Origin of the sequence: Pseudomonas lundensis (genome assembly GCF_001042985.1) — a bacterium.
In the GTDB taxonomy this organism is placed as follows: domain Bacteria; phylum Pseudomonadota; class Gammaproteobacteria; order Pseudomonadales; family Pseudomonadaceae; genus Aquipseudomonas; species Aquipseudomonas lundensis.
Genome location: NZ_JYKY01000003.1, coordinates 1 through 20,000, shown reverse-complemented (window position 1 = coordinate 20,000; position 20,000 = coordinate 1). Strand labels below are relative to the sequence as shown.

At 59.1% G+C, this 20,000-nt stretch carries 19 protein-coding genes and 2 pseudogenes; 15 read left to right on the top strand and 6 right to left on the bottom strand.

The window, feature by feature from the left end:
- Position 1 precedes the first annotated feature (1 nt).
- From TU74_RS03080 to TU74_RS03070, 3 genes are read left to right on the top strand one after another with little or no spacing between them, the layout of a single operon-like run.
- Positions 2-811, top strand: coding sequence for a MetQ/NlpA family ABC transporter substrate-binding protein (locus TU74_RS03080; RefSeq protein WP_048375061.1), 810 nt, complete (start codon positions 2-4; stop codon positions 809-811).
- Position 812: 1 nt separating this feature from the next.
- Positions 813-1,934, top strand: a complete 1,122-nt coding sequence (locus TU74_RS03075; protein ID WP_048375059.1) for a methionine ABC transporter ATP-binding protein — start codon at positions 813-815, stop codon at positions 1,932-1,934.
- The gene (locus TU74_RS03070) at positions 1,924-2,568 is read left to right on the top strand and encodes a methionine ABC transporter permease (RefSeq protein ID WP_047296189.1); all 645 of its coding nucleotides are present in this window, start codon (positions 1,924-1,926) and stop codon (positions 2,566-2,568) included. Before TU74_RS03075 ends, TU74_RS03070 begins: the two co-directional genes overlap by 11 nt.
- Positions 2,569-2,616: 48 nt before the next feature.
- Here TU74_RS03070 and trpA read toward each other — a convergent pair whose 3' ends face one another.
- Together trpA and trpB are read right to left on the bottom strand one after the other, a co-directional pair.
- Positions 2,617-3,426 (bottom strand): tryptophan synthase subunit alpha, encoded by an 810-nt coding sequence (gene trpA, locus TU74_RS03065; RefSeq protein ID WP_047296187.1) that lies wholly within the window; start codon positions 3,424-3,426, stop codon positions 2,617-2,619.
- A complete protein-coding gene (gene trpB / locus TU74_RS03060) occupies positions 3,426-4,646 on the bottom strand; it encodes a tryptophan synthase subunit beta (RefSeq protein ID WP_047279504.1) in 1,221 nt (406 codons plus the stop codon). Before trpB ends, trpA begins: the two co-directional genes overlap by 1 nt.
- Positions 4,647-4,759: 113 nt before the next feature.
- Here trpB and TU74_RS03055 point away from each other — a divergent pair, with 113 nt between their 5' ends.
- Positions 4,760-5,656 (top strand): LysR family transcriptional regulator, encoded by an 897-nt coding sequence (locus tag TU74_RS03055; RefSeq protein ID WP_048375056.1) that lies wholly within the window; start codon positions 4,760-4,762, stop codon positions 5,654-5,656.
- Here TU74_RS03055 and TU74_RS03050 read toward each other — a convergent pair.
- The gene (locus tag TU74_RS03050; protein WP_047278504.1) at positions 5,653-5,979 is read right to left on the bottom strand and encodes an ElaB/YgaM/YqjD family protein; all 327 of its coding nucleotides are present in this window, start codon (positions 5,977-5,979) and stop codon (positions 5,653-5,655) included. The two genes, TU74_RS03055 and TU74_RS03050, sit on opposite strands and share 4 nt — an antisense overlap.
- Positions 5,980-6,135: 156 nt before the next feature.
- Between TU74_RS03050 and TU74_RS03045 the strand changes: the two genes are divergently transcribed.
- Together TU74_RS03045 and TU74_RS03040 are read left to right on the top strand one after the other, a co-directional pair.
- Entirely contained in the window at positions 6,136-6,351 is a 216-nt protein-coding gene (locus TU74_RS03045; RefSeq protein WP_047278502.1) for a dodecin, read from the top strand.
- Positions 6,352-6,471: 120 nt separating this feature from the next.
- On the top strand, positions 6,472-6,693 hold the full coding sequence (locus tag TU74_RS03040) for a DUF1161 domain-containing protein (protein WP_047296183.1): 222 nt from the start codon (positions 6,472-6,474) through the stop codon (positions 6,691-6,693).
- Between the two features lie 54 nt (positions 6,694-6,747).
- Here the strand turns inward: TU74_RS03040 and rpiA are convergent, their stop codons facing one another.
- Positions 6,748-7,419, bottom strand: a complete 672-nt coding sequence (rpiA, locus tag TU74_RS03035; protein ID WP_047278499.1) for a ribose-5-phosphate isomerase RpiA — start codon at positions 7,417-7,419, stop codon at positions 6,748-6,750.
- Positions 7,420-7,638: 219 nt separating this feature from the next.
- Between rpiA and ilvA the strand changes: the two genes are divergently transcribed.
- Together ilvA and TU74_RS03025 are read left to right on the top strand one after the other, a co-directional pair.
- Positions 7,639-9,153 (top strand): threonine ammonia-lyase, biosynthetic, encoded by a 1,515-nt coding sequence (ilvA, locus tag TU74_RS03030; protein WP_047278497.1) that lies wholly within the window; start codon positions 7,639-7,641, stop codon positions 9,151-9,153.
- A gap of 40 nt (positions 9,154-9,193) precedes the next feature.
- Entirely contained in the window at positions 9,194-9,622 is a 429-nt protein-coding gene (locus TU74_RS03025) for a DUF2269 family protein (RefSeq protein ID WP_047296181.1), read from the top strand.
- A 49-nt stretch (positions 9,623-9,671) separates the two neighbouring features.
- On the opposite strand, the gene TU74_RS03020 is transcribed toward TU74_RS03025, so the two are convergent.
- A complete protein-coding gene (locus TU74_RS03020; protein WP_048375053.1) occupies positions 9,672-10,328 on the bottom strand; it encodes a histidinol-phosphatase in 657 nt (218 codons plus the stop codon).
- A 143-nt stretch (positions 10,329-10,471) separates the two neighbouring features.
- On the opposite strand from TU74_RS03020, the gene TU74_RS03015 reads away from it, so the two are divergent.
- A complete protein-coding gene (locus TU74_RS03015) occupies positions 10,472-10,951 on the top strand; it encodes an RNA pyrophosphohydrolase (RefSeq protein WP_047278492.1) in 480 nt (159 codons plus the stop codon).
- A gap of 21 nt (positions 10,952-10,972) precedes the next feature.
- Positions 10,973-13,252: a phosphoenolpyruvate--protein phosphotransferase gene (gene ptsP, locus TU74_RS03010; RefSeq protein ID WP_048375051.1), complete on the top strand. Its 2,280-nt coding sequence runs from the start codon at positions 10,973-10,975 to the stop codon at positions 13,250-13,252.
- 36 nt (positions 13,253-13,288) lie between these two features.
- Here ptsP and TU74_RS03005 read toward each other — a convergent pair whose 3' ends face one another.
- On the bottom strand, positions 13,289-14,044 hold the full coding sequence (locus TU74_RS03005) for an NRDE family protein (protein WP_048375049.1): 756 nt from the start codon (positions 14,042-14,044) through the stop codon (positions 13,289-13,291).
- Positions 14,045-14,161: 117 nt separating this feature from the next.
- Between TU74_RS03005 and TU74_RS03000 the strand changes: the two genes are divergently transcribed.
- The 5 genes and pseudogenes from TU74_RS03000 to TU74_RS24980 all read left to right on the top strand — a co-directional run.
- The gene (locus TU74_RS03000; protein ID WP_047279198.1) at positions 14,162-14,944 is read left to right on the top strand and encodes a sulfite exporter TauE/SafE family protein; all 783 of its coding nucleotides are present in this window, start codon (positions 14,162-14,164) and stop codon (positions 14,942-14,944) included.
- A 12-nt stretch (positions 14,945-14,956) separates the two neighbouring features.
- Complete coding sequence (gene lgt, locus TU74_RS02995) at positions 14,957-15,763, top strand: prolipoprotein diacylglyceryl transferase (RefSeq protein WP_048375048.1); 807 nt, start codon at positions 14,957-14,959, stop codon at positions 15,761-15,763.
- 49 nt (positions 15,764-15,812) lie between these two features.
- Positions 15,813-16,508 (top strand): annotated as a pseudogene (locus tag TU74_RS02990) (thymidylate synthase); the annotation flags it as partial.
- 240 nt (positions 16,509-16,748) lie between these two features.
- Positions 16,749-17,855, top strand: coding sequence for a tyrosine-type recombinase/integrase (locus tag TU74_RS02985; RefSeq protein WP_169775904.1), 1,107 nt, complete (start codon positions 16,749-16,751; stop codon positions 17,853-17,855).
- Positions 17,852-19,693 (top strand): annotated as a pseudogene (locus TU74_RS24980) (site-specific integrase); the annotation flags it as partial. The gene TU74_RS02985 and the pseudogene TU74_RS24980, both read left to right, overlap by 4 nt.
- Between the last annotated feature and the right edge of the window lie 307 nt (positions 19,694-20,000).

Genomic DNA, 20,000 nt, shown 5'->3' with positions numbered 1-20,000 from the left:
CATGAACAAAAAACACATCACCCACCCAGTCAACGCACTGGTGTTAGCCTTCGGCCTGATCAGCGGATTCGCCCATGCAGCCGACAACCCCCTCAAGGTTGGCACGACGGCCGCCTTTGCCATCCCGCTGGAAACAGCCGTCGCAGAAGCTGAAAAACAGGGCCTGAAAGTGGAACTGGTGGAGTTCACGGACTGGATCGCGCCCAACACCACACTGGCGGCGGGCGATATCGACGTTAACTATTTCCAGCACATTCCGTTTCTGGAGAATGCCAACGCGGCTTCCGGCAGCGATCTGGTGCCGTTCAAACCGGGGATCATCAACAACATCGGCTTGTACTCCAAAACGTACAAAAGCCTGGAAGCGCTGCCGACCGGGGCCACGGTGGCGATCGCCAATGACCCGATCAACAGCGGTCGCGGCCTGCAATTACTGGCTAAAGCGGGACTGATTACGCTCAAGCCGGGCGTCGGTTACAAAGCCACCGAAGACGACATCACCGCCAACCCGAAAAACATCAACATTCTGCAAGTCGAAGCCGTGCAATTGGTCCGCGCGTACGATGATGCCGATCTGGTGCAAGGTTATCCGGCCTACATCCGTCTGGCCAAAACCTTCGATGCCGGTTCCGCCCTGCTGTTTGACGGCCTCGATCACCCGGAATACGTGATTCAGTTCGTCATCAAGCCGCAGAACAAGGACGATCCGCGCATCGCCAAATTTGTGGACATCTACCAGCACTCGCCGGTGGTCAAAGCGTCGCTGGACAAAACCTACGGCACCTTGTACCAGCCGGGCTGGGGAGGCTGACATGAGCGTGGCCATTGCTCGTGCGCGGCTCGACACCCAGTCGCCCGGTGCGACCCAGACCGAACTGCACCCTGAACTCAGCCGCGCCCATGTGCGCTTTATCGGCGTGGGTAAAACCTATGACGGGCGCCAGGGCCCGGTGGATGCGCTGTCGGGCATCGACCTGGCGATTCAACGCGGGGAGATCTTCGGCATCATTGGCCGCAGCGGGGCGGGCAAATCGTCGTTGATTCGCACCATCAATCGTCTGGAACAACCCACCCGCGGCCGTGTGCTGATTGATCAGGTCGACATTGGCGGGTTTGATGAAAACACGCTGGTGACGCTGCGCCGGCAGATCGGCATGATTTTTCAGCACTTCAACCTGATGTCCGCCAAAACTGTGTGGCAAAACGTGGAGTTGCCGTTGAAGGTGGCGGGCGTGCCGAAATTGCAGCGCGAACAAAAAGTCCGTGAGTTGCTGGAACTGGTGGGCTTGCAAGGCAAGCACACGGCCTACCCGGCGCAGCTGTCAGGCGGGCAGAAGCAGCGCGTGGGCATTGCCCGTGCATTGGTGCATAACCCTGCCATTTTGTTGTGCGACGAAGCCACGTCGGCACTCGACCCTGAAACCACGCACTCGATCCTCGGTTTGTTGCGTGAGATCAACCAGCGATTGGGGCTGACCATCGTGCTCATTACCCATGAAATGGCTGTCATTCGTGACATCTGCCATCGCGTGGTGGTCCTGGAACAGGGGCGCATTGTCGAGCAGGGCCCGGTGTGGCAGGTGTTTGGCAACCCACAGCACGAGGTCAGTAAAACCTTGCTTGCGCCGTTGCAGGATGCGTTGCCCGAAAGCGTGCAGGCGCGCATCAGCGCGCAACCGGTGTCGGCGCAATCGAGTGTGATCCTGCGCTTGCGCTTGACTGGCCAGCAGGCGCAGGAGCCTGACCTTGGCGCCCTGTTTGCCGCACTCGGTGGCCAGGTGCGCTTGCTCCAGGGCGGGGTTGAACAGATTCAGGGCCATGCCTTGGGGCAACTGCTGCTCAGTGTCAGCAGCATGTCAGTGGGCGCGGAAGAACTGCGCAAGCGCGCCCAACACTGGGCACAACACGTCGAGGTGGTCGGTTATGGCATTTGATCGTTTGTGGCAGGGGATGATCGACACCTTCCTGATGGTCGGCGTGTCGTCGTTGATCGCGCTGGTGCTGGGGATTCCGCTGGCGGTCATTTTGGTGACCAGTGACAAGGGCGGCATTTATCAGGCGCCCGCGCTGAACAAGGCACTGGGCGCGTTCGTGAACCTGTTTCGTTCCATCCCGTTCCTGATTCTGATGGTGGCCCTGATTCCGTTCACCCGGCTGATTGTCGGTACGACTTACGGCGTGTGGGCGGCAGTCGTGCCATTGACCATCGCCGCAACCCCGTTTTTTGCGCGCATTGCAGAGGTCAGTTTGCGTGAAGTGGACCACGGCCTGATCGAAGCGGCACAAGCCATGGGCTGCAAACGCCATCACATCATCTGGCACGTCCTGCTGCCTGAAGCATTACCCGGCATCGTGGGTGGATTCACCATCACGCTGGTGACCATGATCAATTCCTCCGCCATGGCAGGTGCCATCGGCGCGGGCGGTCTGGGGGACATTGCCTATCGGTATGGCTACCAGCGATTTGACACTCAAGTGATGCTCACTGTGATTGTGTTGCTGGTGGTGCTGGTCGCGGTGATTCAGCAGGGAGGGGATCGCCTGGCGAGGGGGCTGAACAAGCGGTAAATCAGTCCCGACAACCTGCTGGCGTGCGTGCCAGCAGGTTTTTCACGGTCAGCCCCGGGCTTTGCGAACACCCTCAGCCAAGGCGGCACACAGGCTCAGCACGCCATCCACAGCCTGTTCCGGGGTTGCGGCATTTTCGATCTTGTCGATCAGCGCCGAGCCGACCACCACGCCGTCGGCCAAGCGGGCAATGGCGGCCGCCTGTTCCGGGGTGCGAATGCCAAACCCGACACTGATCGGCAAGTCGGTGTGCCGACGCAGACGCTCAATGGCTTCACTGACCTGATCGGTGGTCGCAGAACCTGCCCCGGTCACACCCGCGACCGACACGTAATACACAAAACCCGAACTGCCGGTCAGTACTTTGGGCAGTCGTGCGTCGTCGGTGGTGGGTGTGGTCAGGCGGATAAAATCCAGGCCCGCTGCTTGTGCGGGGTCGCACAGCTCGCTGTTGTGCTCGGGCGGCATGTCCACCACGATCATGCCGTCAACGCCGGATGCCTTCGCTTCGGCAATGAATGTGGCCACGCCGTAATGGTGAATCGGGTTGAAGTAGCCCATCAGCACCAGCGGGGTATCGCTGTTCCCTTCGCGGAACTCGCGCACCATTTGCAGGGTTTTGGCCAGATTCTGATGGCCGCTGAGTGCACGAATGTTGGCCAGTTGAATGGCGGGACCATCGGCCATCGGGTCGGTGAACGGCATGCCCAGCTCGATCACGTCCGCCCCCGCAGCAGGCAGGCCTTTAAGAATGGCCAGGGACGTGGCGTAATCCGGATCGCCCGCCGTGACAAAGGTCACCAGTGCGGCGCGATTCTGTTCCTTGAGTTCGGCAAAGCGGGTTTGCAGGCGGCTCATCAGTGTTTCTCCTGCTGGGACTGTTCCATGTGGTGCATCACGGTTTGCATGTCTTTGTCGCCGCGACCGGACAAGTTGACCACCATCAAGTGGTCGGCTGGCAGGGTCGGTGCGCGCTTGAATACTTCAGCCAGTGCGTGGGCGCTTTCCAGCGCGGGGATGATGCCTTCCAGGCGGCAGCATTTATGGAACGCGTCGAGGGCTTCATCGTCAGTGACCGAGGTGTATTCGACACGACCGATGTCATGTAACCACGCGTGTTCCGGGCCGATGCCGGGGTAATCGAGACCGGCGGAAATGGAGTGAGCGTCGATGATCTGACCGTCGTTGTCCTGCAACAGGAACGTGCGGTTGCCGTGCAAGACCCCTGGCTCTCCGCCATTGAGGCTGGCGGCGTGCTTGCCGGTTTCGATGCCGTACCCGGCCGCTTCGACGCCGATGATCTGAACGCTGGTGTCATCCAGGAACGGGTGGAACAGGCCCATGGCGTTGGAGCCGCCACCGATGCACGCCACCAGGCTGTCGGGCAGGCGGCCTTCCTGTGCCTGCATCTGGTCGCGGGTTTCCTTGCCGATCACAGCCTGGAAGTCACGCACCATCGCCGGGTACGGGTGCGGGCCTGCCACGGTGCCGATCAGGTAGAAAGTGCTGTCGACATGGGTCACCCAGTCACGCAGGGCTTCATTCATGGCGTCCTTGAGCGTGCCGGTGCCGGCCACGACCGGGATCACTTCGGCGCCCAGCAGCTTCATGCGGAACACGTTGGCTTGCTGACGTTCGATGTCGGTCGTGCCCATGTAGATCACGCATTGCAGGCCGAACCGCGCTGCCACGGTGGCGGTGGCCACGCCGTGCATCCCAGCGCCGGTTTCGGCAATGATGCGTTTTTTGCCCATGCGCCGTGCCAGCAGGATCTGGCCGATGCAGTTGTTGATTTTGTGCGCGCCGGTGTGGTTCAGCTCTTCACGCTTGAGGTAGATTTTTGCGCCGCCGCAGAACTCGGTCAGGCGTTCGGCGTAGTACAGCGGGCTGGGACGGCCCACGTAGTCGCGCTGAAAGTACGCCAGTTCTTTGATGAATTCGGGGTCGTGCTTGGCCAGCTCGTATTCGCGATCCAGCTCAAGGATCAAGGGCATCAGGGTTTCTGCCACGTAACGGCCGCCGAATGAACCGAACAGGCCATTGGCGTCGGGGCCGGTACGCAAATTGGATTGAGTCATGGGACGCTCCAGCTGAAAAGGTACGAAGGTCGATGGGCCTGACTCTACGCGCGACAGACCGCGATGAAAACCGATAAGATCGCCGCAACCTGTCAGGAAAACTCACAGATACCATGAGCCGCGACCTCCCACCCTTAAATGCCCTGCGTGCCTTCGAAGCCACTGCCCGCCTGAACAGCGTCAGTCAGGCGGCTGAACAGTTGAACGTCACCCACGGCGCCGTCAGTCGGCAAATCAAAGTCCTCGAAGAGCACTTGGGTGTGAGCCTGTTCGTCAAGGAAGGCCGTGGCCTGAGGCTGACCGACGCCGGGGTGCGCCTGCGAGATGCCAGCAGCGAAGCCTTTGATCGGGTACGCAACGTGTGCAACGAACTCACGCAAAGCCACATTGATGCGCCGTTTGTGCTGGGGTGTTCGGGCAGTTTGCTGGCGCGCTGGTTCATCCCCCGGCTGGGGCGGTTGAACGCCGATTTGCCGGATTTTCGTTTGCACCTGTCTGCCGGTGAAGGCGATCTGGACCCCCGCAAACCGGGGCTCGACGCCTTGCTGGTGTTCGCTGAGCCGCCGTGGCCCGCCGACATGCAGGTGTATGAGTTGGGCAGCGAGCGGATCGGGCCTGTGCTCAGCCCGCGCTTCGCCCGTTATGAACAGTTGCGCAATGCACCGGCCAGCGCCTTGCTCGATGAGGCGTTACTGCACACCACGTCCAGGCCGCAGGCATGGCCCAGTTGGGCGCAGCAGCATGCGCTCGATGCAACGGCATTGAAATATGGGCAGGGGTTTGAGCACTTGTACTACTTGCTGGAGGCCGCAGTCGCCGGGTTGGGCGTTGCGATTGCCCCGCAGCCGCTGGTCACCGAGGACCTCAAGGCAGGGCGCCTGGTTGCGCCGTGGGGGTTTGTGCAAACCCCGGCGCAACTGGCGTTATGGCTGCCCAAGCGCGCCGCAGATGGGCGCGCCCGGCAACTGGCGCAATGGCTCAAGGCTGAGCTCGCGCGTAACGCGGTTTAGTTGCCGCGCTTGCACATCAGGTAAGCGGCCAGCAGGCCCAGTGCGCCGATGGCAACGCCCGCTGTGGCGTAGGGGTGCTCTTGGGCGTATTCGCGGGTGGCAATGGCCGTCTCGCGGGTTTTGTCCTTCACTTCTTCGAAGGTTTCGCTGAGCAGGTGACGGGAATGCTTGAGGGCGTTCTCAGCATTGCCTTTAAGTGCCTTAAGGGTCTTCTTGGACTCTTCCGAGGCGTCGTCTTTGAGGCTTTCCAGAGACTTAAGCAGGCTCTCGATCTCAGCTTCCATGCTTTGCAATGAGGCTTTACGTAAAGAATTGCTAGCCATTAGGGCTCTCCTGCATTGATGAGTGACTGTGTGTGTTAAGTCCGACTCCGGTGTTTTCAGAAAGTGCAGTAAACCTGAACTTTTCCTTTCGCATCGCTTCCCAAGTATTCAGCACATTCGCTGCTAGGCTTTGACTTACGACAAATGGAGAACGTTATGTCTGACCATCACACCTACAAGAAAATCGAACTGGTAGGCTCGTCCCCGAGCAGCATAGAAGACGCCATCAGTAATGCACTGGCCGAGGCCAACAAAAGCATCAAGCACATGGAGTGGTTCGAAGTGCTGGAGACTCGCGGGCACATCAAGGACGGCAAAGTGGCGCACTACCAGGTGACCCTCAAGGTCGGATTCCGCATCGCCAGCAGCTGAGTCGCGCAATCCTTTTGAACTTGTGAGCTGGCCGTTTGCCATAAACTCCGCTACACCGTCTGGGTGCGACGCTGCACAAGCGCGGCGCACCCTTTTTGTTTTGAACAGGGGATGTGACGGATGAAGAAGATTTTAGTGGCTGTCGGTTTGATGACACTGGCGAGCACAGCCTTTGCCGCAAAAGACTGCGGTGAGCTGAAAAGCGAAATTGCCGCCAAACTAGACGCCAAGGGTGTTGCACACTACTCGCTGGAGATCGTGGACAAGGGCGCTTCGGCAGATGGCAAAGTGGTCGGCACCTGCGGCGGTGACACCAAGGAAATCGTTTACAAGCGCGGATAAGTCAACGCGTACAAAAAAGCCGACGCATGCGTCGGCTTTTTCATGCCTGAGGTTTTATTTCGACAGGGTTTTTACGCCTTCTGGTGTGCCCAGCAACAGCAAATCCGCAGGCCGTGCCGCGAACAAACCGTTCGTCACCACGCCGACGATGGCGTTGATTTGACGCTCCAGTTCCACCGGGTTGGTGATCTGCATGTTGAACACGTCAAGGATGATATTGCCGTTGTCGGTGATGACACCTTCGCGGTAAACCGGGTCGCCGCCCAGTTTGACCAACTCGCGGGCCACGTGGCTACGGGCCATCGGGATCACTTCGACTGGCAGCGGGAACGCACCCAGCACTGGCACCAGCTTGCTGGCGTCGGCGATGCAGATGAAAGTCTTGGCAACGGCGGCCACGATCTTCTCGCGGGTCAGGGCTGCGCCACCGCCCTTGATCAAGTTCAGGTGCTCGTCGCTCTCGTCGGCGCCGTCCACGTAGAACTCCAGGTCGCTGACGGTGTTGAGTTCATACACCGGAATTCCGTGGCCCTTGAGGCGTGCGGCGGTGGCTTCGGAGCTGGCGACGGCGCCGTCGAACGCGCCTTTGTGTTGGGCCAGTGCGTCGATGAAGCAGTTGGCCGTGGAGCCGGTGCCGACCCCCACGATGCTCTTGTCATCCAGTTTTGGGAGGATGAAATCGACAGCCGCTTGGGCGACGGCCTGTTTGAGTTGATCCTGGGTCATGCGGGCTCCGGGGCGGGAAGGGGAACAGAAGGCCGGCATTATACGGACAAGCGTTGAGCTGTGGGCGTGGTCTGACAACGGGTGCGACCCTGTGCCCTGTTCCTTTAGCAGAGGGTCGGGATAAGGAGGCGGTATAAACCTCCCATTTCGTGTGGTCGGCCGCGTAAACGCTGGGGTAGACTCCTGGGTCCCTGCTAACTCGCACAGTGACGCTTTCCGATGCTCGAACAGTACGTTAAGAAGATCCTCAACTCGCGCGTTTATGACGTGGCCGTTGAAACGCCCTTGCAAGCCGCCAACCAGCTGACCGAGCGGTTGGGCAATCAGATTTGGCTTAAACGCGAAGATCTGCAACCGGTGTACTCGTTCAAGATTCGTGGCGCTTACAACAAGTTGATGCACCTGAGCGACGCCGAGCGCGCGTGTGGCGTGGTCACGGCTTCTGCGGGCAATCACGCTCAGGGCCTGGCGCTGGCCGCCAAAAAGCTGGGGGTCAAGGCCACCATCGTGATGCCCAAAACCACGCCCGAGATCAAAATCGAAGGCGTGCGTTCCCGTGGTGGCATCGTGGTGTTGCACGGCGATTCGTTCCCCGAGGCGCTGGCGTACTCACTGCAATTGGTGGAGCAAAAAGGCTACGTCTACGTGCATCCCTACGATGACCCGCACACCATCGCCGGGCAGGGCACCGTGGCGATGGAAATTCTGCGCCAGCACCCGGCGCCGCTGGACGCGATTTTCGTGCCGGTGGGCGGCGGCGGGCTGATTGCAGGGATCGCCGCGTACGTGAAGTACTTGCGGCCGGACATCAAGGTCATTGGCGTGGAGCCGGACGATTCCAACTGCCTGCAAGCCGCCATGGCCGCGGGCGAGCGCGTGGTGTTGCCGACCGTGGGCATCTTTGCCGATGGCGTGGCCGTCGGCCAGATTGGCCAGCACACCTTTGATATCTGCAAAGACTACGTGGATGAAGTCATCACGGTCAGCACAGACGAGATCTGTGCCGCCATCAAGGATATCTTCGACGATACCCGCTCGATCACCGAACCTGCCGGTGCACTGGGTGTGGCCGGGATCAAGAAATACGTCGAGCAGCGTGGCGTGAAGGGCCAGACGCTGGTTGCGATCGACTCGGGCGCCAACGTCAACTTCGACCGCTTGCGCCATGTGGCCGAACGCGCGGAGTTGGGTGAAGGCCGTGAAGCCATCATCGCGGTGACCATTCCTGAAGAGGTCGGCAGTTTCAAGGCGTTCTGCCAGGCGATCGGCAAGCGTCAGATCACCGAATTCAACTACCGCTACCACACCGGCCGTGAAGCGCACATTTTTGTCGGCGTGCAGACGCACCCGGTCAACGATCCGCGCAGCGCCTTACTGGCGAGCTTGCGCGAGCAAGGCTTCCCGGTGGTGGACCTGACCGACAACGAACTGGCCAAGTTGCACATCCGCCACATGGTGGGCGGGCACGCCGACAAAGTCAGTGATGAGCAGTTGTTCCGCTTCGAATTCCCGGAACGCCCCGGTGCCTTGTTCAACTTCCTCAACAAACTGGGTGGGCGCTGGAATATCTCGATGTTCCATTACCGCAACCATGGCGCCGCAGATGGTCGTGTGATGGCCGGGTTGCAAGTGCCTGCGGACGAGCGTCATCTGGTGCCTGCCGCGCTGGCGGACATTGGCTACCCGTACTGGGATGAAAGTGATAACCCGGCCTATCAGCTGTTTCTTGGCTGATAGGCGCTAAGCTCAATGAACCGTTCAAGGAAGCAATGACATGGAAACCTTCACCGCGTTGAAGCTGTTGCATGGGGTGTCGACACTGCTGCTGTTCGTCTGCGCCATTGCGTTGCTGGTGGTGGTTATTCGCCGTAACCGGGCCGGGGATAAAGACGTGTCGGGTGGCGCGTTGCGACGCCCGTGGGGCTTTGTCTGGGCTTTGATGGGGCTGTGCCTGCTGGCCTTGCCCGTCAGCGGGTGGTGGCTGGTGCATCTGGCGGGTTGGCCGTTGAGTCAACTGTGGTTGCTGGCTGGTAGTTGCTTGTACTTGTTGGGCGCGCTGAGCTGGGTGTGGCTGGTGGTCAGGCTCAATCGCCTGCGGTTGGGGCGCGTGGCCAAACACCCTCGTTTCACGCGGGTGTTGGCGATTTTTTGTGCCGTTTGCTTTGTCGCCATCGCCGGTTTGATGGGCGCCAAGCCGGTTTAAGCCATGTGCTGAACCCGACGAGCCCCTCTGCAAAGAGGGGCTTTTGCATTCAGTCGCGCAGCGACATGACCTTCCAGCCACGTTTGATGGCTTCGGCCCGCAGGTTGGGGTCCGGGTCGACGGCTACTGGATGGGTGACACACTCCAGCAACGGCAGGTCGTTCATCGAATCACTGTAAAAGTAGCTGTCTTCGAGGGTGTGGCCGTTTTCTGCCATCCAGCGTGTCAGGCGCGTGACCTTGCCTTCTCGAAAGCACGGAACGTCAGCGCTGCGGCCGGTGTAGCGGCCATCGACGATCTCGCACTCGGTGGCGATCAAATGTTCCACGCCCAGGTGCCTGGCAATCGGCGCGGTGACCACGCGATTGGTGGCGGTAATGATGACCAGCGTATCGCCAGCTTCGCGGTGTTGGGCCAGCAGCGCCTGGGCCTTGGGCAGCATCAACGGCTCGATGCAGTCGCGCATGAATTCACGGTGCCATTGATCCAGTTGCGCCATGTCCTGGCGGCCGAAGATTTCCATGCTGAAATTCAGGTAGGCCGCGTTATCGAGTGTGCCTGCCAGGTAATCCTGATAAAACGCGTCGTTGCGCGCTTTGTAGGCCTCACCGTCGAGAATGCCGCGTTTGCACAGGTAGTCGCCCCATGCGTGGTCGCTGTCGCCGCCTAAAAGGGTGTTGTCCAAGTCGAATAAAGCCAGACGCATTGCAATTACCCGCTGAGCTGTCGGTTGAAAGCCCACAAGAATACGGTCTTTTAAGAAGAGTGCACATAAGACAGGGTGGCGCGTTGCTGCGTTCACAACCTTTGTGGAACAATGCGGCGACATGCGTTTGCGAGGTTGTTGCCGTGATCGACCCCGATGGTTTCCGTCCTAATGTCGGGATTATTCTGACAAATGATGCTGGTCAGGTACTTTGGGCTCGCCGAATCAATCAAGACGCGTGGCAGTTTCCACAGGGCGGTATCAACCCTGATGAGACGCCAGAGGACGCCTTGTACCGTGAGCTGAACGAAGAAGTTGGCCTTGAACGCGAAGATGTAGAAATACTCGCCTGCACGCGAGGCTGGTTGCGCTATCGTTTGCCGCAACGTTTGGTCCGTACCCACAGCCAGCCGCTGTGCATCGGCCAGAAGCAGAAGTGGTTTTTGCTGCGCCTGATCTCTAACGAGCAGCGGGTGCGGATGGATTTGACCGGTAAACCGGAATTCGATGGCTGGCGCTGGGTCAGCTATTGGTATCCGTTGGGCCAGGTGGTGACATTCAAGCGCGAGGTCTACCGTCGCGCTCTCAAAGAGCTTGCCCCGCGCCTTTTAACGCGCGCCTGACACGGAGTTCGACCCCGAGCCATGCTCAATACGCTGCGCAAGATCGTCCAGGAAGTTAACTCCGCCAAGGATCTCAAGGCGGCGTTGGGGATTATTGTGTTGCGCGTCAAAGAGGCCATGGGCAGTCAGGTCTGCTCGGTCTATTTGCTTGATCCAGAGACCAACCGTTTTGTGTTGATGGCCACCGAGGGCTTGAACAAGCGCTCGATCGGCAAGGTCAGCATGGCGCCCAACGAAGGCCTGGTCGGCCTGGTGGGCACCCGTGAAGAACCTCTGAACCTCGAAAACGCCGCCGATCACCCGCGCTATCGCTACTTTGCCGAGACCGGTGAAGAGCGTTATGCCGCCTTCCTGGGCGCGCCGATTATCCACCACCGCCGTGTGGTCGGTGTTCTGGTGATCCAGCAAAAAGAACGTCGCCAGTTCGACGAAGGCGAAGAAGCCTTTTTGGTCACCATGAGCGCGCAACTGGCCGGGGTGATCGCCCACGCTGAAGCCACCGGCTCGATTCGCGGCCTGGGGCGTCAGGGCAAGGGCATCCAGGAAGCCAAGTTTGTCGGCGTGCCCGGTTCCCCCGGCGCAGCGGTCGGCACGGCGGTGGTCATGCTGCCCCCGGCTGATCTCGACGTGGTGCCCGACAAGGCCATCACCGACATCCCGGCGGAAATCGCCCTGTTCAAGACTGCCCTCGAAGGCGTGCGCAATGACATGCGTGCCGTGTCGAAGAAACTCGCCACGCAACTGCGCCCCGAAGAACAGGCGTTGTTCGACGTTTACCTGATGATGCTCGACGATGCGTCACTGGGCAGCGAAGTCAAAAATGTAATCAAGACCGGTCAGTGGGCCCAGGGCGCGTTGCGTCAGGTGGTGACGGACCACGTCAACCGTTTCGAACTGATGGACGACGATTACCTGCGCGAGCGGGCGTCGGATGTGCGCGACCTGGGTCGGCGGCTGCTGGCCTATTTGCAGCATGATCGAAAACAAACCATGGTCTACCCCGACCACACGATCCTGGTCAGTGAAGAGCTGACGGCAACCATGCTTGGCGAGGTGCCCGAGGGCAAACTGGCCGGTCTGGTCTCGGTACTGGGCTCGGGCAACTCCCACGTGGCGATCCTGGCCCGGGCCATGGGCATCCCGACCGTCATGGGCCTGGTGGACCTGCCGTATTCCAAGGTCGACGGCATTCAGATGATCGTCGACGGCTATCACGGGGAGGTCTACACCAACCCCAGTGAAGTGCTGCGCAAGCAATACGCCGACGTGGTGGAAGAAGAGCGTCAGTTGTCCCAGGGCCTCGATGCCCTGCGCGAACTGCCGTGCATCACCCCGGACGGGCACCGCATGCCGCTGTGGGTCAACACCGGCTTGCTGGCCGATGTGGCACGGGCGCAACAGCGCGGCGCAGAAGGCGTAGGTCTGTACCGCACCGAAGTGCCGTTCATGATCAATCAGCGCTTTCCGAGCGAAAAGGAGCAGCTGGCGATTTATCGCGAGCAACTCGCCGCCTTCCATCCGCAACCGGTGACCATGCGCAGCCTGGACATTGGCGGCGACAAGTCACTGTCGTACTTCCCGATCAAAGAAGACAACCCGTTTCTCGGCTGGCGCGGGATCCGCGTCACCCTCGATCACCCGGAAATCTTTCTGGTTCAGGCCCGGGCCATGCTCAAGGCCAGCGAAGGCCTGAACAACCTGCGTATTTTGTTGCCGATGATCTCTGGCACGCACGAACTCGAAGAAGCCCTGCACTTACTGCACCGTGCCTGGGGTGAAGTGCGCGATGAAGGCACCGATGTGCCGATGCCCCCCATCGGTGTGATGATCGAAATCCCCGCAGCGGTTTACCAGACCCGGGAACTGGCGAGGCAGGTGGACTTCCTGTCTGTCGGTTCCAACGACCTTACCCAATACCTGCTGGCGGTGGACCGTAACAACCCGCGCGTTGCCGACTTGTACGACTACCTGCATCCGGCGGTGCTGCAAGCCTTGCAATCGGTGGTGCGCGATGCCCACGCCGAAGGCAAGCCTGCCAGCATCTGCGGCGAAATGGCGGGCGATCCGGCGGCGGCGATCCTGTTGATGGCCATGGGCTTCGACAGCCTGTCGATGAACGCCACCAACTTGCCGAAAGTGAAATGGATGCTGCGTCAGGTTGAACTCAGCCGTGCCAAGGAGCTGCTGGCCGAAGTCATGACCATCGACAACCCGCAGGTGATTCGCAGCACCGTGCAACTGGCCCTGAAAAACATGGGCCTGACCCGCATGATGAACCCGGCGGCCATCAAGCCGTATTAACAACCGCCTCACCCGGCCCTCTCGCACAGGAGCGGATCAGGGTGAGGGCTGCTCCAGCCTGACTTCCCCCAGGCGCCCGCCATTGGGCCCGAAGCTGTGTTCCACCATCACCCTTGAACCGTCAGCGTTAACAATCAATGCCGTGCTGGCACGGGTGCCGTAGGTGGTGCTGGCAATAAAGACACTCGACAGCAAATGCTCCGTGGCCAATCCCACACCGGTATCGGGCAGGTCACTGAATGAGGCCGTCTGTCGATCTTTCAGAATGGCCAGCAACGCTTGCGGGTCGGGTGCGTTTAACACGTCGCCGAGCGCGGCCCTGGCTTTCACTAATTTTGGCCACGGTGTGTCCAGGCCGGCGTTGGACAGGCCATATACCCCCGAATTCAGGCGTATCGGGACGACGTCCCTGGAATTGAAATGCCACAGCTCGTTGCGGGTGCCCACCAGTAAATTGAAGCCGGCGTAATTCACTGATTGTTGACTAACGTCGTTTAAATACTCTTCAGTCGATTGATTCCCGCTTAAAAAACGCGCAACCAGATCCCCCCGCGAACGCCGTGTAGGCGGTGTGTGCGGTTCGCGAATATTGGTCAAAGCCGCAAAGCGGCCGTTCGCGCCAACGCCCAGCCACGTGCCGCCTGCCTCCAGATCACGCCCGGCATACACGTGCGGCGCATCGACCCACTGCGCAAGGGGCCTGGCGGGGCGAGCATAAAATTCATCCCGGTTGGCCGCCACCACCAGCGGCTGTGCATGGCCGGGGCGCCACGCGAAGACAATCAGGCACATGGTCAGTCCTTAATGTTTTTTTAACCCCTGTACTTATAGATTGCTCAGGCGTCTCGCGCCATGTGTGGAGCCCAAGCCCTTGCTCCGTTACCATGCGGGTCAAATTTGGGGGGCGTCATGGAATTTCTGCTCTATCTGGTGCTGGGAGGCTTTGCCGGGGTATTGGCCGGTTTGTTCGGGGTCGGGGGCGGCATCATCATCGTCCCGGTGCTGGTGTTCAGTTTCACCTTGCAGGGCTTCAATCCCGAGGTGCTGACCCATCTGGCCGTGGGCACCTCATTGGCCACGATCATCTTTACCTCGATCAATTCGATCCGCGAACACCACCGCAAAGGCGCGGTGCGCTGGCCACTGTTTGTGTGGATGGCGCTGGGCATTTTGATCGGCGCGGGCATCGGTGCGCTGACGGCCGAAGCGATTGCCGGTCCTCATTTGCAGAAAATCATTGGCGTTTTTGCCTTGGTCATCGCCGTGCAAATGGCGCTTGAACTCAAACCCAAAGCCAGCCGAACGGTGCCGGGTAAAGTCGGTCTGACCCTCGCGGGCACTGTGATTGGCTGGGCGTCGGCGATTTTCGGGGTGGGCGGTGGCTCCTTGACCGTGCCGTTCCTGAGCTGGCGCAGTGTGCCGATGCAGCAAGCCGTGGCCACGTCGGCCGCTTGCGGGCTGCCGATTGCGTTGGTAGGTGCATTAAGTTTTATGATCATTGGCTGGCACAACCCCGACCTGCCCGCGCATAGTCTCGGGTTTGTGTATTTGCCGGCGCTGCTCGGGATTGCCCTGACCAGCATGTTTTTCGCCCGTTTTGGTGCGCGTTTGGCCCACACACTATCGCCGCGCTTGCTGAAACGGCTGTTTGCCGCACTGTTGTTCTGTGTCGGTTTGAGTTTCCTGATCTAACAAGGAGTCGCAATGCTGCCTTACCCGCAGATTGACCCGGTGGCATTGGCCATCGGCCCGCTGAAAATCCATTGGTACGGCTTGATGTACCTGATCGGCATTGGCGCCGCCTGGCTGATCCTGTCGCGCCGCCTGAACCGCTTCGACCCGACCTGGACCAAAGAGAAACTCTCCGACCTGGTGTTTTGGGTGGCGATGGGCGTGATCGTCGGCGGGCGTTTGGGCTATGTGTTGTTTTACGACCTGAGCGCCTATATCGCCAACCCGCTGCTGATCTTTGAAGTGTGGAAGGGCGGCATGGCGTTCCACGGCGGGCTGATCGGCGTGATGCTGGCGACCTGGTGGTTCGGCAAGCGCAACAACAAGTCGTTCTTCCAGATCATGGACTTCATTGCGCCGGTGGTGCCGATTGGCCTGGGTGCCGGGCGTATCGGCAACTTCATCAATGCCGAGTTGTGGGGCAAGGCGAGCGACGTGCCCTGGGCGATGATTTTCCCGACCGATCCGCAGCAACTGGCGCGTCACCCGTCGCAGCTTTACCAGTTTGCCCTCGAAGGTGTGGCACTCTTCCTGATCCTGTGGCTGTACTCGCGCAAACCGCGCCCGACCATGGCCGTTTCCGGCATGTTCGCCCTGTTCTACGGGATTTTCCGTTTCATCGTCGAGTTCGTCCGCGTGCCGGATGCTCAGCTAGGCTATCTGGCGTTCGGCTGGGTGACGATGGGTCAAATTCTCTGCATCCCGATGATTCTCGGTGGCCTGTTCTTGATCGGGTTGGCGTACCACCGCGATCCGGCGGCCCGCCAAGCAGCGCACTAAATTCGAATCGCAGGGCTGCGCGGCCCTGCATTCAAACGGTAGGAAAACCATGAAGCAATATCTCGACCTCGTTGCCGACGTCATTAAAAACGGCACCCTGCAAGCCAACCGTACCGGTGTGAAGACCATCAGTCTGCCCGGCGCCATGTTGCGCTACGACCTCAAGGAAGGCTTTCCGGCCATCACCACCCGACGCATGGCGTTCAAATCGGCCATCGGCGAGATGTGCGGTTTCTTGCGTCCGGTCAACAGCGCGGCTGACTTCCGCGCCCTGGGCTGCAAAGTCTGGGACCAGAACGCCAATGAAAACGCCCAGTGGCTGGCCAACCCGTTCCGTCAGGGTGAAGACGACCTGGGCGAAATCTATGGCGTGCAATGGCGCAAATGGCCCGCGTACAAGCAGGTTGCCCGCAGCAATCGGGCGGCCATCGAACTTTGCCTGAGCCAGGGCTACCGTCAGATCGCCGAAGGTGAAGAAGACGGCCAACCGTACGTGGTGCTCTACAAGGCCATCGATCAGGTGCGCCAGTGCGTCGACACGATCATCAACGACCCCGGCAGCCGCCGTATCCTGTTCCATGGCTGGAACTGCGCCCAACTCGACGAAATGGCTTTGCCGCCGTGCCACTTGTTGTACCAGTTCCACCCGAACGTCGAGACCCGGGAAATCTCCCTGACCCTCTACATTCGCTCCAACGACCTGGGCCTATTATACCCCCTCGACGAAACCGCACATTACGCAATGGCTGCGTAGTAAGGCTTTACCTTCCAAGCTCATTTATTGTGCCCCAATACGAAATGCACATTGTGTATAGTACGGGCCGCTTTGAAGAGAGAGGAAGCCGTGAAGGTCATCGCAGTTAGGGGCGCCCCCCTAGATTTCAGAGAGTCCCCAACCAGGCGGGACGACTCATCCGAAGAATCCCCAATTCAGGAAGCCGTGAACGTCACAGGGACAGCCGTCTTTGATGATGATGAGCGCCTCATGCCTTTGATTTCGGGTTACCTATCCCACGCGCTTCAGAAAGCCTATATATCCCAGCAGACGGCCATCACCTATGGTCGCAACCTTGGGTACACCTGCGAGTACCTGACGAACCGCCGTGAGTTTCGTGATTGCGAGCGTGACTCGGCGTTCTTGGAAATCCGCACCCACGTGATCGAGGAGTACTTCGCTCACCTGCGCGAGGACGAGGAGCTTTCCAAGAAGACGGTGCGCAACCGGGATTCGTCTTTGATGGCGTTTTTCAATGATTCTCTATGCCGGGGAGTGGACGACGCACCCGCGCCTCGTACCGCGCCTAACCCCTACACTGCCGGCTACCTGTCCCCCCGTCCCAACAAGAGCTTGGTAGTGGCTTGTTCCCTGAATGATCTCAGAGAGCTCATCCTGGCTACGCAGAGTGAGCGTGAGCGCTGCTTGCTCCAGTTCATGTACGACGCAGGCGTGCGCCGCTCAGAAGTCCCGCGAGTGACCCTCAAGGCCATTGATGATGCCCTTCGATTCCAGGACACGTTGTTCATCTCGCCTGGTGTTTCAGAACCGGTAAACGCGGACTACTGCCCGCTGCATATTGATGGAAGCAAAGGCCCTGCGGACTCATTTAAGCCCCGCCAGACGTTGGTCAGCCGCGCCACGCTGCTGCGCATCAAGAAGTACCATGCTTCGCCGCTGTACAAAATGACTAAGCGTCAATTCAAGGGGGCTGAGAACACCCCTGCTTTCCTGAATGCGGAAGGGGGTGAGTACACCCCTCGCTCGATCTCCAAGCTCTTGGAGCGCACATCCGAGCGAGCGCTGAACCTGCTGAAAATCGACAGGATGATCTCTCCCCACAAGTTGAGGCACGGGAATGCTTATGCCCTGTTGAGAACGCCAGACATTGGTAGTGATTACCTTGACCGGCTAGTGAGCGTGCAGAAGACGCTTGGTCACTCGCGCCTCAGCACGTCGGAAACCTATACCCAGATCCCCTACGACCTCTACCAGAAGCTCGTACGCCCCGGAACTGAAACCAAGACGAAAGCAGGCGAGATGGCTGAGCTTTCCCAGCAGACGCGCCTGAAAATTGATGCGGGAGATATGAAATGAGTCGGTTGACTAGCGCTCAGGCAGACGCCGTCATTGAGTCATTTGTGGCCCGCGCCACTGATGATCGGGAGTCGTTGCTGAAGGTATGTCTGAGCAGGGGGGACGAGTTGGCGGTGGCTCCTAAATACCTCATCGAACAGACTAATCTGAACCCAGGTACGATCTCAAAGCGCGTCTCAAGCTTTGAGCCGATCTTCGAGGCGATGCGCGCCGAAGGAATTATCGTACCTGGCCATCCGTCTGGCGCCTGCGATTGGCGCCGTAGGCTGCTTGCCTGGTACGAAGGCATGTCTATGGAGGAGAAGCTGGCGATTCCAGTGGCTGCCAATACCATCAGGGATCGTGGCTTCATGAGCGAGATTCCTGAATTGGCTGGCTTCAAATCAGCCAGGGCGAGCTTCGAACTGGTGCGGATCACGTTTGAGGAGATTCTCGATGATCTTCGCAAGCTTGGTGTTCTTGACCCTAACTATCAAACCGTCGAGCAGCGTATCGCCTCGAAGACGGTAGTCGAAAAGACTGAGTCATTGCGAGACGGCTTCAACGCTTTGCGCTCAGTCCGCATCCATCGCCTGTCCGACCTCGTAAGCCCGGAACCGGAGCGCCCCTTCCAGCACCTGCTGCACCTCTTCAGTGCTTCATCAATGAAGAGCAGTAGTGCGTCAGGGCAGTCGAATTTCATTGAGGCTTTCAAAAACTTCCGAGCCTATCTCAAGGATGCCAACTACACAGGCTTGGAGGACATTAGGGAGCTCGTAACCCCGTATTCCCTCCCCAAGTTCAGGGGATATCTCCAGGAAAAGATCTTGGAGCGTTCGCTGTCGACCAGCCACAGCAGTTCGATGATGAGCTCTGCTCGGAAAATGATGGCGCGCGCAGTCCAAATCGAGGGTCTCGGGCTGAGCAGCTACGTCGCAGCTACAGGCTTCGATGCTGAGCGTGAAACTGACCAGTACAAGCCTTATCCCCAGGCTGTCCGAAACCGTATTTCGCAGGTCATTGAGCAAGAAATTGATGAAACCAATCGCTTGGCCCAGGCTTACGTTCCAAGCCAGGTAGGGGAAGATCCGCTGAACGCTGACGGAAGAGTACGCCGAGGCTTTAACACTCTGGATAACGCACGGTGGATTTTTGAGAACAAACTCAACTGCAAGCCCCTAAACTTCGAATCCGTAGATAAAAACGACCTTTATCAACGGGCGTTTATGTCGATTATCTCGGCTTCGCCAATTTCGATCTTCGAGGTTTATAAAAGCTGGGGCGTGCAGTATCAGGTTGATGGTCGAGTCATTGCGCCGTACATCGCTCGGCTTGCCCAAGTTACCGGGATGAATGCTGACTCGCTGCTGGGACTGGAGCTGGATGATTTCATTGAGCGCCATGACTTAACGGATCGGCCTTGCTTGCTGTATTGGAAAGAGCGTTCTGAAGGCGCGAAGATGCTTCATCTAGATATCTTCCATGCGGAGATCTCTTGGCTGACCACCTCTCAAGGCCGTGTGGTCAAGAAAATCTTTGACGATGTGAAGCACCTGACCCGTGAGATTCGCTTGAGTGCGCCTGTCGAAGCCCAGAACAAGCTCTTCATTTACCGCTCAAGCTCTCCCAGGAAATACGGGGTTGTAGATTCCTTTGAGAACTCAGGTGGCAACCAGCTCAATAAGACCCTGGACAAGTTCTCTCAGGATCACGGGCTGCTTGACGAAGATGGTAATCCTCTCAAGCTCTCACCGTCACGTTTCCGACCTAGCTTCGTAAGCGAACTGATCGAGCGCGGCGTCTCTCCACGTGAGATCCAGGTTCTCCTGGGGCATAAGAGCCTAAGCACCACCATGGCCTATCTGGATCAGATGGACTTCAACCCCATGGCGCGCCGAATGCTGAATAAGGTTCTCCATGAAATGCAGCAAGACACGTTAGAGGAGGCTCCGAAGCTGATCCCGACCAAGACTATCGAGCCCACGCCCGAGGCGATGCCACTGCGTTCTGGCCTTGCCACATGCATGAACGTTTTTGACTGTAGTGGTCAACTTATCCCGGACACGACTTTAAGTTTTTCCTCGGCCCGCGCTGGAGCCAACCCATCGTTGAATTGATGAGGCCTAATCCAATTGTAGCGATGCATCAAAAAATGGCTGATATCGC